Below are 15,263 nucleotides of genomic sequence, written 5' to 3'. Positions count from 1 at the left end.
GCCTCATCTCTATCTGACGTCAAAATGAGCGACGATTCTACCGAAAAGTCCGCGCCAAGGCATGAAAAACAAGCCCTTGCGATCAGGAGGGGAAATGCGTCGTGGCGGCCATTCAAGCACCTTTCGTCATTCGATGAGGAGGAAGTGCGGGCACTTATTTACGCCACAACAAAATAATTGTTTGCTTTTTATTCATTTCACGGCCAGAATGCGCGCCGGCTAGTTAATCAGCCCTGTTTATGTTTACCCTGCAATGCTTCACCTCACGATGAATCCTGTCAGTACCCGCATAACCTTCTTCTGATTTACTCGCCTCGAGAACCGTCAGGCTGTCCGCCTGCGTTGCCCGGCTCTCACGGCGCAGACCCGATCTGCCCACCCATGTGAACCATGCATCCGCATATTCCTTGGCATATTCCTTGAAAGTGCAGACGCCCGTGAGACGGGCTGGGTATTCCTGCGCGCCTGTCAGCCATCTGGGCTGACCGCGCCCATTGACCTGTCATTTGCCAACACAAGGAGCAAACATTTAATTTATATAGAGAAATACCATGATGAAAGCAGTAAAAACACACAAGCCCCTGCGTCGCAGCAAACCCATCAACCTGCCTGTGCAAGAGCACGATGACGATGGGTTTCTGATCCAGTTCAGCACCCGCTTCAGCGGCGGTTTCGCCATCTCCTGTGATGGCATCGCTGGCGAGTTTTCCATCGAAGACCTCCACTGATCCTGCCTGCCACACGGCAGCGCCCGATGCAGACAGGCCGCAACTCACGGCGGCCTCTTTGCGACAGCCATCTCCCTTACAACCGAATAATCAGCCTCTCCGATCAGAGAACCGCTCTCAGATCCGGCACGGCTCGACGTCCGCCGCCTCCAGTAGCAGGCACTCGTCGGCATCTTCTGCGAGCTTAACCAGACGGCTGCGCACCAGCCCCAGCTTGGCCAGCAGGCCAATTGAACGCTCGTTGCCCGGGGTGACGATGGCGATGACCCGCTCGATCCCGAGCCGCTCGCGGCCATCCTGCAAGGCGGCATGTGCGGCTTCGATGGCATAGCCCTGCCCGCGATAAGCAGGCAAAAAGGCATAGCCGATATCCTCGCAGGGCAGGCTGTCGCGTCTGATAAGGCCGCACATGCCGAGCCTGGCGCCATCCTCCCTGCGTTCCACCAGATAGAGGCCGTGACCGTGACGGGCATAGCTGACCGCGGGCCCCTGCTGGATATACTCCTGCGCCTGCTCCAGGGTACGAACTCCCCGATCGCCGATGAAGCGATAAAAATCGGCATCGTTGAGCAATTCGAGGATAAAGGGGGCATCGGCGAGATGCATCTCACGCAGGGTCAGACGGGGTGTGAAGATCATGACAACGGCTCTCAAAACAAGGAGATAGAGAGCAAAGAGTGCTCCCCTCATCCCGTACTGGCAAGCCCGCGCGGCTGCTGGCATGAAAAAGGGGCCGTTCTCGGCCCCCTTTGCAACCCGGTGGCGTCAGGCCGCCAGCAATCCGGCATAGCCATTGCCCTGCTCGCGCAGTGCGGTGAACTCGGCTGCGCAGTCAGCCCAGGGCAGCCCCAGCTTGTCGGCCACCTTGTCAGGCCACTCGGGGGGCGCCGCCTCCCCCACATCCGACTGGGCCGCGAGCACTATGGCCAGGTGAATAAGCCCTGCCTCGGTAGAAAACTCCTTGGCCAGCATGGGGTTGTAGTGGTACTCCACCGCGCTGCAGATGGTGTCGGGAAACTTCCACAACTTGGCCATGGCCGCTCCCACCTGGGCATAGTTGAAGCCGACCACCAGCTCCTCAGCCTTGGCCCGCCCCTTGTGCAGCTCCAGATCCTTGATGTGCAGCACGGTATTTTCCGGCAGCCCCACATGCATGATGAGGCGCCCGAGATCGTGCAGCAGGGCGCAGGTGAAGACCTCCTCTCCTTTCATCCCTTTTCGCACCGCCAAACGGCGCGCCAATTCGGCCACGTTGAAGACGCAACCCCAGAAGTGCCTGAGGTCGAGGCCGGGCACTGCCTTGACCGACTCGGTCAGGCCGCAGGCCAGCACCATGTTGCGCACCATGGCCAACCCAAGCCGTACCGTGGCTTCGTTGACTGTGGCAACCTGTCGACTGCCGCCGAATTTTGCTGAGTTGGCCAGGCGCAGCAACTTGGCCGAAATGACCGGATCCTTGGCTATCTGCTTGCTGATCTTGCTCAGATCCGGCTCCTTCTCGTTGAAGGTCTGGATCAGTTCACGCATCACTTCGGGGATCTGGGGCAGGTTGTGTGGCTGTGCCAGCAGGGCATCTATCGTAGGCATAGGCTTATCCATCCATCTGGTATGTGTGCAAACCTGTTTGCGGGGCAAACGCCTACTAATTATGAGTAACAAGCCAGCGCTATAACGGATTCTTTATTTGCCCATGACTCAAGGTGTTAGCTAGCATTCGGGCTATACTGGCCGCCACATTCACTGTTGCGGATATCCCATGAACGACGACTCTCAGGAATTTTTCGACGAAGCCGCCCTGCTGGAGCTGGTGGACAACCAGCTCGCCGACGGCCAGCCGCCCCAGGTGAAGGCGACCCTGATGCGGCTGGTGATGACGGGCACCCCGCGAGAAGAGGCGTTGCAATACATCGCCTGCGCCCTCGGCGCCGAGCTGATGGCGATGGAAGCCGAACAGGGCCCCTTCAACCTGACCCGTTACGGCGAGTTTCTCGACAGCCTGCCCGAGATGCCCTGGGCCGACTGAACCACGTCTCCGTACGACGAGCAAACAGAAGGGCGGGTGCCGATGGCCCCGCCCTTCTTTCATGCATCAGCTTTTGACCGATCAATACTGGGAGTTGATGATCACCTCTTCCCCCAGCGCCCCCGCCAGCGGCAGTGGCCGGTAAGTGGAGTTGGCCGCCCGCAGCAGGCGGATGCCGCGAATGCCCGCCGCCTGCGCCGCCTTGATGTCCCCGTCGGCATCGCCGTAGAAGACCTTCATCTTTTTATCCTTGAGCCACTGCACCTTGGTGTTCTGCCCAGGCTGGTCACCGGCAAAGATCACCGGATTGAGCCGATCGGCCGGGATCCCCATGGTCTGCTGCATGGTTTGGGTCACCGTCTCGGTGCGGGTGGCCGAGCGCCCGGTGACAAAGTAGATGCTGTCGCCCCGCTTGAGGTGCATGGCGATCAGCGCCTTACCCACCTGTTTTGGCACACTGAACGCATCCCAGCCATTGTTCATCTTCTCCCAGAAGGCGGGGTTTTTGAGATAACTCTCGTCTTTCGGGGAGAACTCCTGCTTGCCGCGATAGAAGCCGGGACTCGAGAAGAGCAGGGTGTCATCGATGTCAAAGCCCACCGCCATCGGCGGCAGACCATCCAGACTGGCGGCAATCTGGGCCAGCGACACCCAGTGAACGGGCGCCTGCTCGGCCAGCGAGGCGGTGGTCACGCCGGCAGGGGCCGGTTGGGGTGTGGCGGTAACGTCGGCAACAGCCGGGAGAGAAAGGACGGCTGCCAGCAGAGAGGCGAGCAGCACGGGACGGGAAACAAATTTCATCGCACGTCTTCTTCTTCAAACAAAAGAGGGGGCTCATGGTGCCCCCATCCCCTTGTCCAAACTGTGAGTTACCCTACAGAAGGGAGCGTTTGACGCCCAATAATCAATCGGTGACTGGCAGCAGGTCGGTGAAGATGAAACCGTCCCGCTCCACGGTTTCCCCCACCCGGATCGCCAGCGGGCGCCGGAACATGGGCCCGTCGTAGGCCAGGGTGTGAAACTCGCCGTTTTCGCCACACGGATCCACTCCCTCGGGCAAGGCGGCGAGCAGGGCCGGATCGAAATCGTGGCCACCCAGACCGGCATCCAGCTTCTTCGGATCCAGCGTGCTGATCCTGGCCTTCATGCCTGCCGCCATCATCTCCCGCGCCAGCTCGGGCGTCTTGCTGCCCCACAGCGGAAATAGCGGCTCTATACCGGTTCCCGCCAGCTGCCGCTCGCGATAGGCCCGCACATCCTCAAGGAAGAGATCACCAAACGCCATGTGACGGATCCCCTGCGCCAGCACATCGGCGATGAAGCCTTCCATGATGCGCGCATAATCCTCGTTGCTACAGGGCCAGGGCAGATCGATGCAGATGATGGGCAGCCCCACGCACTCGGCCTGCTGCAACAACAGTTGCTTGCGCACACCGTGCATCGCAACCCGCTCAAAGGCCTGATTGAGGGTGGTGAACAGCCCCACCACCTCGATGGCCGGATCCTGGCGCAGGCGATGCAGCGCCCAGGCGCAATCCTTGCCGCTGCTCCATGAGAGCAATACCCGTTTCTTTTCCATGATTCTTCCCCCTGACGGGCGTCAATATGCCCCAAAAAGATGCAAGACAGTGTTGCGAATTGCGCGATTTACATACCGGGATGCAAAAGCATACCCTCGAAGAGGAGCGTGTCCCCGGCAAGGATGGGGAACAATAACTAAAAAAAGCGATGGGAAACATAAGGATATGACGACAGCCACACAACACTACGATCACAGTCGCCCCCTCAACCGACAGGATTACAAGACCCTGAGCCTGGCGGCGCTGGGCGGCGCGCTGGAATTTTATGACTTCATCATCTTCGTCTTCTTCGCCGTGGTCATCGGCGAGCTCTTCTTCCCGGCCGATATTCCCGAATGGTTGCGCCAGTTCCAGACCTTCGGCATCTTCGCCGCCGGCTATCTGGCCCGCCCGCTGGGGGGCATCATCATGGCCCACTTCGGCGATCTCATCGGCCGCAAGCGCATGTTCACCCTGAGCATCATCATGATGGCGCTGCCAACCCTGTTGATTGGCCTGCTGCCCACCTATGCGGCCCTCGGCATCGCCGCCCCGCTGCTGCTGCTGCTGTTGCGGATCCTGCAAGGGGCCGCCATCGGTGGTGAAGTGCCAGGGGCCTGGGTATTTGTGGCCGAACACGTGCCCACCCGCCGGATTGGCCTCGCCTGCGGCACCCTGACCGCCGGGCTGACGGCCGGCATTCTGCTCGGCTCCCTGGTCGCCACCGCCATCAACCGCAGCATGAGCCCGAGCGATGTGAGCGAGTGGGGCTGGCGCCTGGCCTTCATCCTCGGCGGGGTATTCGGCATCGTCGCCATGTACCTGCGCCGCTGGCTGCACGAGACCCCGGTCTTTGCCGAGATGCAGGCCAACAAGTCCCTGGCCGAGGAGCTGCCGCTCAAGACGGTGCTGCGCGAGCACAAGGGCAGCGTCGTCGTCTCCATGCTGCTGACCTGGCTGCTCTCCGCCGGGATCGTGGTGGTGATCCTGATGACCCCCACCTACCTGCAGAAGGTGTATGGCATCACTCCCGCCGAGGCGCTGACCGCCAACTCCCTGGCCATAGTCGCGCTCACCCTGGGCTGCATCGCCTATGGTCGCCTCATCGACAGCCTCGGCAGCGGTCTGACCTTCATGCTGGGCTCCCTGCTGCTGGCGGGTTCCACTTATGCCTTCTACCACGGTCTGGTGGCGGGCACGGCCCAGCTGGTGCCCCTCTACATGCTGGCAGGATTTGCGGTCGGCATCGTCGGCGCTGTCCCCTATGTAATGGTCAACGCCTTCCCGGCGGTGGTGCGCTTCTCCGGCCTCTCCTTCTCCTACAACGTGGCCTACGCCATCTTCGGCGGCCTGACCCCCATGCTGGTCACCCTGTGGATGAAGAGCGACGTGCTGGCCCCCTCCCACTATGTGATGAGCCTGTCGGCCCTCGGCTTTGTCATCGGCCTCTGGCTCTGGGTCCAGCAGCGCAACCAGCGCCAGACGCTGCCCCAGGCGGCCTGATACCACTCTCAGTTCAGCCCCGACCCAGGTCGGGGCTTTTTATACGGCCTGGGTTCAGTTTGCAGGGCATAATATAACCACCCTTTCGAAATCGGCCTGGTGCCGGCTTCATCCATCTACCCCTGTTCATCCGAGGCAATACATGTACTTTCAGGTCGTTCTGCTCGCCTTACTGGCGTTGCTGCCCATGGTCAATCCGCCCACCACGGCCACCCTGTTGCTGGGGCTGAGCAAGGGAATGTCGCGAGAACATGTCCGCCGCCAGATCAATCTGGCCGCCATCTACCTGTTCTGCACCCTCTGCATCACCTTCTTTATCGGCTCTTCCATCCTGGATCTGTTCGGGATCTCCATCCCGGGTCTGCGGCTGGCGGGAGGTCTCATCATCGGCTTCATCGGTTTTCGCATGTTGTTCCCGGCACCGAGCCAGGCCGACGGGGTAGATATCAACCAGAGCATCGCCTTCGTGCCGCTCACCATGCCCAGCATGTGCGGGCCGGGAACCATGGCGCTGGTGATCAGCGGCGCCGCCCAGATCGCGGAACTGCCCGATGACTACAACCGCATGACCATCTATGCCGCCATGGTCACCGCCTTCGCCCTGATGAGCCTGCTCAGCTGGGGCGTGCTGAAGCTGGCGGATCCGGTCTGCAAGATCCTGGGCGCCACCGGCATCGACGCCATGACCCGGATCATGGGTTTTCTGCTGGTGTGCATGGGTATGCAATTTTGTATCAATGGAATCAAGGAGGTAGCGCAGGACCCGGTATTCCATGAAGTGCCGGCTACCCAGGCGATCACGGCTCCCGCGCCGGCTCCCGTCAATCTCGAGCAACTGCCGGGTGCCCGCTAGCACTGAGTGAAAGCGTTGTCAGAACAGGCTGACGATCTGCATTGATCTTGTCCCTGATCATGTTATTGACACACAAATGAGTTAGTCTGTTTTTCATACAGACTCTATTCAGAAGGACGCTGGTAGGTTTGTTGGTGAATACCCATTCAATTTCAGGAGAGTATGCTGATGGACAAGATGCTGACCGAAATAGGGAGCCATAGCCTGTTTCACGAGTACCTGAATGTAGTTGGGATCACTAGCCCTTCCCTTGCCAAGATCGAGCAGCGCTGGGAGTACAAGGATCAGGAGCACCTGGTCGCCAAGATCCAGATCGACAAGCAGGGCAATGCCCGCTACTTCATCGACGCCCGCGCCATCTCGGTCAATTGATGCCAATGATTGGATCCGCCCCGGCCAGCTGACCGGGGCTTTTTGTTGCCCGCCGCCAACCCGCCAGCAAAAACCCCGGCACAAGGCCGGGGTTTGAGTTTGCGCTCACCGCATCGATTGACGCTGTGAGCTGGCCAAGCCGACTTACGACGTGCCGCCCACGGTGAGCTGATCCAGCTTGAGGGTGGGCTGACCCACTCCGACCGGCACGCTCTGCCCCTCCTTGCCGCAGACACCCACCCCGCGATCGATCGCCAGATCGCAACCTACCATGGAGACCTGGCTCATGGCCTCGGGGCCGTTGCCGATCAGGGTCGCCCCCTTGATGGGCGCAGTGATCTTGCCATCCTCGATGAGGTAGGCCTCGGAGGCGGAGAAGACAAACTTGCCGGAGGTGATGTCCACCTGACCGCCGCCGAAGTTGGGGGCATAGATCCCCTTCTTCACCGAGGCGATGATCTCCGCCGGATCGTACTGACCCGCCAGCATGTAGGTGTTGGTCATGCGCGGCATCGGCAGGGCCGCGTAGGATTCGCGGCGGCCGTTGCCGGTCAGCGGCACGCCCATCAGACGGGCGTTCTGCTTGTCCTGCAGATAGCCCTTGAGAATGCCGTTCTCGATCAGCACGTTGTAGCCGCCCGGTGTCCCCTCGTCGTCGATGGAGACGGAGCCGCGCCGACCCTGCAGGGTGCCGTCATCGACGATGGTGCAGTGTTTGGAGGCGACCTGCTCGCCGATGCGACCGGCAAAGGCAGAGGAGCCCTTGCGGTTGAAATCCCCCTCCAGACCGTGGCCCACCGCCTCGTGCAGCAGCACGCCGGGCCAGCCGGAGCCCAGCACCACCGGCATGGTGCCGGCCGGTGCGTCGATGGCCTCCAGATTGACCAGCGCCTGGCGCACCGCTTCGCGCACATAGCCAAACGCCCGGCTCTCCAGCCCGTCCAGCTCGAGGAAGTAGTCGTAGCCGAAACGGCCACCACCGCCGGCGCTGCCGCGTTCACGGCGCTCACCCTTCTCGGCGATGACGGTCACCGAGAGGCGTACCAGCGGACGCACGTCGGCGGCCAGGGTGCCATCGGTGGCGGCCACCAGCACCTCTTCATAGACACCGCTGATGGAGGCCATCACCTGATTGATGGCGGGCTCCAGACTTCTGGCAAACTTGTCCATCTGCTCCAGCAGGGCGATCTTCTGCTGCTTGTCGAGTGTCTGCAGCGGATCCAGCGCCGGGTAGAGCAGGTTTGCCGAGGTTCTGGCCCACGCCTTCACCTTGCCCTGCGCACCGGCAGCCGCGATGCCACGAGCAGCGGTCACCGACTGCTGCAGCGCCAGCAGGCTCAGCTCGTCCGAGTAGGCGAAGCCGGTCTTCTCGCCGCAGACGGCGCGCACCCCGACCCCCTGATCGATGTTGTAGCTGCCATCTTTCACGATGCCATCTTCCAGCATCCAGGACTCATGCCAGCTGCGCTGGAAATAGAGGTCGCCGAACTCCACCTGATGGCTCATCAGGCTGCCGAGCAGCTGTTGCAGGCGTCCTTCGTCGAGATCGTTCGGGGCCAACAGGGAGGCACTAACCTGGCTCAATAGACTCAAATCTTTCTCTCCAATCTCGATGCGAGATGTCGTAACAGTTAATTCGTGCGAATCGACCAGAGGGTCGATTGGCGAAGCGTAATCGGACGTCAAAGACACCATCGGGTTCGCGAGCATCCGCTCCCCCCGCCACAGGGCGGATCGAACCTGCGCATGTTCACAGCCACTAGGCGTGTTGCAGCACCGACAAACGGCTGCGTTTCAATTCTTCACCACAGCATCAGAGCAAACGGGCGTGTTACAGCACTGGCAAACGGCTGCGTTTCAGTTCTTCACCACACCATCAGAGCAAACGGGCGTGTTACAGCACTGGCAAACGGCTGCGTTTCAGTTCTTCACCACACCATCAGAGCAAACGGGTGTGTTGCAGCACCGGCAAACGACTGCGTTTCAATTCTTCACCACAGCATCAGAGCAAACGGGCGTGCTCCATCACGGGCATGGTGCGTTTCAATTCATCGACAAGCCCGCCATCCATCTGCGCCAGCACGGTGGCGCGCCCCGCGCTCTGGCAGGCCAGCACCCGACCCCAGGGGTCGATCACCATGCTGTGACCCCAGGTCCGGCGTCCCGTCTCATGGGTGCCCCCCTGGTTGGCGGCCACCACATAACACTGGTTTTCGATGGCACGGGCCCGCAGCAGCGGCTCCCAGTGCGCCTCACCGGTCACGGCGGTGAAGGCAGCGGGCACCAGCAGCACCCGGGCACCGGCACGGGCCAGCTGGCGATAGAGCTCGGGAAAGCGCAAATCATAACAGATGGAGAGGCCGAGGGGACCAAAGGGGGAGTCCACCGTAACGGCAGCATCCCCCGGGCTGAACGTCTCCGACTCCCGATAACGCCCCTGATTGTCGGCCACATCCACGTCGAACAGGTGGATCTTGTGGTAATGCCCCTTGAGCACGCCAGCCGGATCAAACACCAGCGAGCTGGTGTGGATGTGATCCGATCCCGGGATCCTGGTCGGCATGGCCCCGGCTACCAGCCAGATGCCATGTTCGCGGGCCCACGCGGCAAGCTGTTGCTGGATCGGCGCTGCTCCGCTCAGATCGGGGCCGATCGTCTCGGCCCCGTCCAGATAGCCCTGGCGCTCGCCAAACAGGGCAAAATTCTCAGGCAACAGCACCAGCAGCGGCCGTTCGGCCGGCAATGCCGCCAGCTCGGCGGCAATCTGCGCCCGGTTATCCTGCCAGTGACGGCCAGACACCAGCTGTATTGCGGCTAACCACATGACTCACTCCTTGAGATTGGGGGCACCATCAACGCTGGTCCGGCCCGCTGTGTTTGGGGGTCAGCAGGAAGGGGCTGACCTCGTTGGCAGGCAGGGTGGGCGCGACCTCTTCCACCGCCTCTTTCTGCTGCTGGTTGAGCTTGATCCTGGCCCTGTCACGCCCCGCCTCGACCAGTTTGGGAGCGTCGAGGGGACCGGAGATCCAGAAATCGATGCGGGTCACCACATCCACCACGGGCTCCAGCAACTTGGAGAGAGCCAGCACATAGAGGCCGGTCACCGGGGTGAGGGAGAAGGCCGCCACCACCGGCAGGGTTCCCCCCAGATTGGGGGAGAAGCTCAGCTCGTAGTCGAGCCGCCAGCGCACCAGATCAGCCACCCCTTCCCCGCGCAGGTTGCCTGCGGCGCCCTTCATGTAGAAATCGTCGTTGCTCACCTGCCCCTGCTTGATGTTGACCGAGGCCGACATGGATTCAAAGTAGAAGCCCTTGTCGAACACATCGCGAAAATCGAGGCGCAGCTTGCGGATCAGGGAGTCCAGACTCAGCAATGAGAGCAGCCGTGCCCCCTTGTCGCTGACCTCCCGCACTGTCCCCCCCTCCAGCTGGTAGTTGGCGCTGCCCGCCAGGGTGGGCAGGCTCAGACGATAGGGAGCATCCTGCCAGTTCACATCGAACGATAGTGAGCCCGGCGCGTCGCTGATGGGGGAGGTATAGCCAAGGCGCTTGACCAGCAGCTCGCTGTTGTTGCTGGTCAGCTTGCCACGGGCCCGGGTCTGCATCCGCCCGCCATCGTTGCGCCAATCGACGCTGCCGGTCAGCTGGCTGCCCGCCAGTCGCATGTCCAGTCCCTTGAGGGTCAGCCTGTCGGCACCGGGCAGCAGCTCCCCCTTGACCTCGCCCAGCGGCAACTCGCCGAAACGGCAATCCACGCAGCTGAAGGTGAGCCAGGGGATGGCGTCCATGATGGCCTTGTCCTGCTTCGCATCGGGCTCGGGGCGCAGATCCGAACTCTTGCCTGACCAATAGATGCGGGCAAACTTGGCATCGACCGGCTGATTGGGGACAACCGGCAGGCGGATCACCCCCATCACGTCGGGGCTGTCGATCATCACCTCGGTGGCCTGCTTGACCGGCCCCACGGTGAAACGGGTCGCCTTGAGAGTGGCGCTGCCGATATTGGCTCGGGCCAGCTGGCCATCCACCCACCAATCCTGCGGCAGGAAGGAGGGACCGACCACGGCGTTGCCGCCCTTGCCTTGGGCTGGCAGCCACTGCTTGAGGCGGGCCAGCCAGCCTCCCACATCGGCCTCCTGCTGGTTGATGGCCAGCAACATGGGCACATCCCGCAATATCCTGGCACCGGGCTGCCCCACATCGACCCGCACCCGGCTGAGATGAGGTTCCCCCTCGCCGTACACCAACCGGGTCTGCATATCCACATCGGCTCCCAGCACGGCGCGAATGTCGGCACTGCCGTCGCGGCCCCGCGCGGTCACCTTGAGCGGCAACCGGTCCGGCGCCGCCTTGTTTAGCGGTTTGGGCAAGTCCAGCCCCATCCCCTGCAGGTTGGAGTCGAGCGCCAGATGGAAGCTGAATGGCTTGTCATCGGGCAGGGCCAGATCGAGCTTTCCACTCCAGTTGCTGCGGCCGGCGAGGATGCCGTACGAGGCGATGGCGGGGGGCTGGCGACGGCTGTCCCACTCCCCCTTGAAGCCGAGGTCGACCTGATAGCGATCCGGGTGCTGACGGCCCTGATAGTTGAGGGTCAGCGGCTGGTTCCACAGGGTCGCCTTGAGATTGCTGAAACGGGTCTGTTCGTTGTCATACTCAAGCTTGCCCTGCACCTGCTCCAGCGGCAGATCCAGGCTGGCAACCCGTACCTTGTTGTTGTTGAAGGTGGCATCGCCGCTCGCCTTCACCTCGCTCTCGCCATCGAGGGGGATATCCAGCTTGACTGTCCCCTTCAAGGGGCCGCGCACCTCGACCTCCCGCAGCGCCTGCCCCACGGTCCCCCCCAGCGGGGAGTCCTGCAGGTAGTCGCTGATGGCCTTGCCCTCGCCCGCCACCCTGGCATCCACATAGAGATGGGCCCCCGGATAGAGATCCGGGATCCAGGCATGGACCGAGTCGGAGCTGGCCTTGCCGAGGCGGGTGGAACGGCTGCGCATGTCCAGGCTGGCGTTCTGGAACAGGAGATCTATCTGCAGGTCGGTGAGCGGTTGCCAACCGGGAAAGAACTCGTAGGTGGCCTTCTCCAGCGGCACCGCCACCTGGAAAATCCCCTCGCCCTTGCTGTAGGGGAAATCCCGGAACTCGCCGTACCAGAGCAGGTCGGCCCCCTTCGCCTTGCCCCCCTTGATGGCACCGCTCAGGTAGTCCACCAGCTCCTTGTCCATCGCCTGCAGCGGGAAGTAGCGATCGGCGTTGCCCGCATTCTTGACGTCGATGCGACCGGTCAGGGCGAGAAAGGGGTGCTCGAACAGATCGAGCCGAAAACGGCTGGCGAGGCGCAGATCCGGGTTGTCCAGCGCTATGTCCTGGCCATAGAGCACCCAGCCCTGGGACTCGCGCCACCAGTCGAGGCGGGCCGAGAAGCTGTCGATGGGGATCACTTCCTTGAAGTGACGGGCCGGATCCAGCTTGTCCTTGCCCAGCGCCAGCCTGGCGCTGCCGCCGCTCGGGGTGAGCCAGAACTCGCCGTTGAGGTCCTGCACCCCGGGCACATCCTGCCAGGCATTGACCCTGATGTGCGAGAGGTTTCCGCTCAGCGACAGCTCCTGCCAGTCGGCCTTTGCCTGCAGGACGAGATCCTGGATCTTGCCGCTCGGGCTGGTGCGTTTGAGGGTCTCGGCCAGCTCGGGATAGAGGCCGGAGACCAGCTGGCTCAGGTTGGTAACCTGATCGAGATCGATCTGCGGCACATAGCCGCGGATCCGCGAACCGACCCGTTCGAGCTGCAACCGGCTGCGCAGCCAGGGCTTGTCATCGAGCTTGAAGGTCACGTTGTGGCTGGCCAGTTGCCAATCCTCGCCATCCCGGCGCAGCTGGATCTTGCCGCCGTCGAGGGCGAGGCGATGCAGTTTGCGCTTCTTGGGATCTTTCCAGATCAGGTAGTTGTTGCCAAAGGCCAGCAGGCTATCCCCCAGCTGACCATCGGCAAACTCGCTCCAGAGCTGGAAGTCGAGCTGGCCCGCAATCTTGGGCTCACCGGCATGGATCCGCGCCAGCAGGGGGGTGATGTCGAGCTGGCTGGCCCCCAGATAGAGCCGCCCCTTGAGGGTATCGAGCCGGGTACTCGACGCATCCACATCCAGGATAAGATCGAGGGTGCTCTCGCCTACCCCGTTGATGAGATAGGCCTTGCCGACCCCCTGATGACGCTTGCCCCGGTTCTGCCAGCGCAGCTGGGCGATATCCAGCGCACGCAGCTCGCCGAGAGCGGTGGTGACGTTGAGGCGGGTATTGAGCACATCGAAGGTGGAGAGCTGGGTCAGCAGGAAGCGCAACAGCGCCCGCTGCTGGGGATCGTGGCTGGATGGGGTCTTATCGGCCGGCTGGCTGAAATCGAGGGTGATCTCCCCATCCCCCAGAATCAACTCGCCAAAGACCGGCTTGAGTTCGTTGAGGGAGCGCCAGAAGTCGAGATGGGCCCAGACCTTGCCCAGTTTGACGGCAAAACGCCCCGAGTCCGGGGCGATGGAGAGTTGCTGCAGTTCGAGGGCAGGGCCGGCACGGGTCCAATCCAGCCCTACCTCTCCCACACTTACCTTCAGCTGGCTGTCGGCCAGCAGGGTATCGAGCAGTGCCTGACGGTGCTGATTGAGCAAAGGACCCCCAACCCGTACCAGCGTGACCATCATGGCCAGCAGTACGAACAGGATCCCCAGGGCCAGCCAGCCCCGACTCAGCCAGCGATAGACCAATTACATCATCACCACGTCAAACTGCTCCTGACCACAGAGAGGTTCGCTCACCACCCGTACCTGCTTGCCGATGAAGACTTCCAGCTCCGCGAGGCTGTGGGACTCTTCGCCGTGAAGATAGTCGGCCACCGCCGGGGCAGCATAGACGGTGAACTGATCCGCATCGTAGGCGCGGTTGACCCGGATGATCTCCCGCAGGATCTCGAAGCAGACCGACTCCACCGTTTTGACCCGGCCGCGCCCCTTGCACTCGGGACACTCGGAGCAGAGCACGTGCTCCAGGCTCTCGCGGGTGCGCTTGCGGGTCATCTCCACCAGGCCGAGCTGGGAGAAGCCGTTGACGTTGGTCTTGGCTCTGTCCTTGGCCAGCGCCTGCTCCAGGCTGTGCAGCACCCGGCGACGATGATCTTCCGACTGCATGTCGATGAAGTCGATGATGATGATGCCGCCGAGATTGCGCAGCCGCAGGTGACGGGCGATGGCCGCCGTCGCCTCGACGTTGGTGTTGAAGATGGTCTCTTCCAGGTTGCGATGGCCGACGAAGGCACCGGTGTTGATGTCCACCGTGGTCATCGCCTCGGTCTGGTCGATGATGAGGTAGCCGCCGGATTTGAGCTCCACCTTGCGCTCCAGAGCGCGCTGGATCTCGTTCTCCACGTCGTAGAGATCGAAGATGGGAGACTCGCCGGGGTAGTATTCCAGCTTGCCGGCGAGCTCGGGCACGTACTCCTCGGTGAAGCGCTTGAGCTGCTCGAAGCTCTGGCGCGAATCGACCCGGATCTTGTCGAGCTCGGTGCCGACGAAGTCGCGCACCACCCGAAAGGCGAGGCTGGGATCCTCATAGAGGATCTTGCAGGGGGGATACTTCTGCTTGCGCTCGAGGATCTTGCGCCACAGGCGCTTCAAAAAGGCGGCATCCTGCTCCAGCTCCTGCTCCCCCACCCCTTCGGCGGCGGTGCGGATGATGTAGCCACCCAGCTCGTCCACATAGCCAGCCACGGTGCGCTTGAGTCGCTCCCGTTCCGCTTCGGACTCGATGCGCTGGGAAACCCCCACGTGAGCGCTGCCCGGCATAAACACCAGGTAGCGGGAAGGCAATGTGATATCGGTGGTGAGGCGCGCCCCCTTGGTGCCCAGCGGGTCTTTGACCACCTGCACCATGATATCCTGCCCCTGGCGCACCAGCTCGGCGATATTGCCGACCTGGAACTGCTCCTTCTCCTTCACCGCCACGCATTCGGTGTGCGGGACTATGTCGGAGGCGTGCAGGAAGGCCGCCTTGTCCATGCCGATATCAACGAAGGCCGCCTGCATGCCGGGCAGCACCCGGCTGATCTTGCCTTTATAGATATTGCCGACGATGCCGCGCTTGGCCTGACGTTCGACGTGCACTTCCTGCAGTTGGCCGTTTTCGACCAGAGCGACCCGGGTTTCGGAGGGGGTAACGTTAACCAGTAGTTCTACCGACATAAGTAA

Annotated in this window: 13 protein-coding genes; 5 read left to right on the top strand and 8 right to left on the bottom strand. The window is 62.1% G+C overall.

Going from position 1 to position 15,263, the window contains the following annotated elements:
* The first annotated feature begins 551 nt into the window (after positions 1 to 551).
* Positions 552 to 728 (top strand): hypothetical protein, encoded by a 177-nt coding sequence (locus BN1123_RS21545; RefSeq protein ID WP_124239471.1) that lies wholly within the window; start codon positions 552 to 554, stop codon positions 726 to 728.
* Between the two features lie 117 nt (positions 729 to 845).
* On the opposite strand, the gene BN1123_RS19145 is transcribed toward BN1123_RS21545, so the two are convergent.
* Together BN1123_RS19145 and BN1123_RS19140 are read right to left on the bottom strand one after the other, a co-directional pair.
* Entirely contained in the window at positions 846 to 1,367 is a 522-nt protein-coding gene (locus BN1123_RS19145; RefSeq protein WP_042029045.1) for a GNAT family N-acetyltransferase, read from the bottom strand.
* Between the two features lie 126 nt (positions 1,368 to 1,493).
* The gene (locus BN1123_RS19140) at positions 1,494 to 2,315 is read right to left on the bottom strand and encodes an HDOD domain-containing protein (RefSeq protein WP_042029044.1); all 822 of its coding nucleotides are present in this window, start codon (positions 2,313 to 2,315) and stop codon (positions 1,494 to 1,496) included.
* A gap of 169 nt (positions 2,316 to 2,484) precedes the next feature.
* Here BN1123_RS19140 and BN1123_RS19135 point away from each other — a divergent pair, with 169 nt between their 5' ends.
* On the top strand, positions 2,485 to 2,751 hold the full coding sequence (locus BN1123_RS19135; RefSeq protein WP_042029043.1) for a hypothetical protein: 267 nt from the start codon (positions 2,485 to 2,487) through the stop codon (positions 2,749 to 2,751).
* An 81-nt stretch (positions 2,752 to 2,832) separates the two neighbouring features.
* On the opposite strand, the gene aphA is transcribed toward BN1123_RS19135, so the two are convergent.
* Together aphA and BN1123_RS19125 are read right to left on the bottom strand one after the other, a co-directional pair.
* A complete protein-coding gene (aphA, locus tag BN1123_RS19130) occupies positions 2,833 to 3,552 on the bottom strand; it encodes an acid phosphatase AphA (protein WP_042029042.1) in 720 nt (239 codons plus the stop codon).
* 103 nt (positions 3,553 to 3,655) lie between these two features.
* A complete protein-coding gene (locus tag BN1123_RS19125) occupies positions 3,656 to 4,330 on the bottom strand; it encodes a Dph6-related ATP pyrophosphatase (protein ID WP_042029041.1) in 675 nt (224 codons plus the stop codon).
* 166 nt (positions 4,331 to 4,496) lie between these two features.
* On the opposite strand from BN1123_RS19125, the gene BN1123_RS19120 reads away from it, so the two are divergent.
* The 3 genes from BN1123_RS19120 (at position 4,497) to BN1123_RS19110 (ending at position 7,038) form a co-directional block, all read left to right on the top strand.
* On the top strand, positions 4,497 to 5,813 hold the full coding sequence (locus BN1123_RS19120) for an MFS transporter (RefSeq protein ID WP_042029040.1): 1,317 nt from the start codon (positions 4,497 to 4,499) through the stop codon (positions 5,811 to 5,813).
* A gap of 142 nt (positions 5,814 to 5,955) precedes the next feature.
* Positions 5,956 to 6,666 carry a MarC family NAAT transporter gene (locus tag BN1123_RS19115; RefSeq protein WP_042029038.1) on the top strand — a complete coding sequence of 237 codons (711 nt, stop codon included), beginning with the start codon at positions 5,956 to 5,958 and terminating at the stop codon, positions 6,664 to 6,666.
* A 168-nt stretch (positions 6,667 to 6,834) separates the two neighbouring features.
* A complete protein-coding gene (locus BN1123_RS19110) occupies positions 6,835 to 7,038 on the top strand; it encodes a hypothetical protein (protein WP_026457710.1) in 204 nt (67 codons plus the stop codon).
* A 144-nt stretch (positions 7,039 to 7,182) separates the two neighbouring features.
* Here the strand turns inward: BN1123_RS19110 and tldD are convergent, their stop codons facing one another.
* The 4 genes from tldD to rng form a co-directional block, all read right to left on the bottom strand.
* A complete protein-coding gene (gene tldD, locus BN1123_RS19105; RefSeq protein ID WP_042029036.1) occupies positions 7,183 to 8,631 on the bottom strand; it encodes a metalloprotease TldD in 1,449 nt (482 codons plus the stop codon).
* Positions 8,632 to 9,040: 409 nt separating this feature from the next.
* On the bottom strand, positions 9,041 to 9,862 hold the full coding sequence (locus BN1123_RS19100) for a carbon-nitrogen hydrolase family protein (protein ID WP_042029035.1): 822 nt from the start codon (positions 9,860 to 9,862) through the stop codon (positions 9,041 to 9,043).
* Between the two features lie 28 nt (positions 9,863 to 9,890).
* Complete coding sequence (locus tag BN1123_RS19095) at positions 9,891 to 13,787, bottom strand: YhdP family protein (RefSeq protein ID WP_042029034.1); 3,897 nt, start codon at positions 13,785 to 13,787, stop codon at positions 9,891 to 9,893.
* Complete coding sequence (gene rng, locus BN1123_RS19090; RefSeq protein WP_042029033.1) at positions 13,788 to 15,257, bottom strand: ribonuclease G; 1,470 nt, start codon at positions 15,255 to 15,257, stop codon at positions 13,788 to 13,790. It abuts the gene before it with no gap.
* Positions 15,258 to 15,263 lie beyond the last annotated feature (6 nt).

It is taken from the genome of Aeromonas enteropelogenes (assembly GCF_000819845.1).
Taxonomy (GTDB): domain Bacteria; phylum Pseudomonadota; class Gammaproteobacteria; order Enterobacterales; family Aeromonadaceae; genus Aeromonas; species Aeromonas enteropelogenes.
Note: the sequence above shows the minus strand (reverse complement) of the source record. Positions and strands in the feature narration are given on the sequence as shown.

Bases quoted from the DNA above. Each gene is read 5' to 3' on its own strand.
- BN1123_RS19110 (WP_026457710.1), top strand. From the start codon at position 6,835: ATGGACAAGATGCTGACCGAAATAGGGAGCCATAGCCTGTTTCACGAG.
- BN1123_RS21545 (WP_124239471.1), top strand. From the start codon at position 552: ATGATGAAAGCAGTAAAAACACACAAGCCCCTGCGTCGCAGCAAACCC.
- BN1123_RS19140 (WP_042029044.1), bottom strand. From the start codon at position 2,315: ATGCCTACGATAGATGCCCTGCTGGCACAGCCACACAACCTGCCCCAG.
- rng (WP_042029033.1), bottom strand. From the start codon at position 15,257: ATGTCGGTAGAACTACTGGTTAACGTTACCCCCTCCGAAACCCGGGTC.
- BN1123_RS19145 (WP_042029045.1), bottom strand. From the start codon at position 1,367: ATGATCTTCACACCCCGTCTGACCCTGCGTGAGATGCATCTCGCCGAT.
- BN1123_RS19135 (WP_042029043.1), top strand. From the start codon at position 2,485: ATGAACGACGACTCTCAGGAATTTTTCGACGAAGCCGCCCTGCTGGAG.
- BN1123_RS19115 (WP_042029038.1), top strand. From the start codon at position 5,956: ATGTACTTTCAGGTCGTTCTGCTCGCCTTACTGGCGTTGCTGCCCATG.
- BN1123_RS19100 (WP_042029035.1), bottom strand. From the start codon at position 9,862: ATGTGGTTAGCCGCAATACAGCTGGTGTCTGGCCGTCACTGGCAGGAT.
- BN1123_RS19125 (WP_042029041.1), bottom strand. From the start codon at position 4,330: ATGGAAAAGAAACGGGTATTGCTCTCATGGAGCAGCGGCAAGGATTGC.
- BN1123_RS19120 (WP_042029040.1), top strand. From the start codon at position 4,497: ATGACGACAGCCACACAACACTACGATCACAGTCGCCCCCTCAACCGA.
- aphA (WP_042029042.1), bottom strand. From the start codon at position 3,552: ATGAAATTTGTTTCCCGTCCCGTGCTGCTCGCCTCTCTGCTGGCAGCC.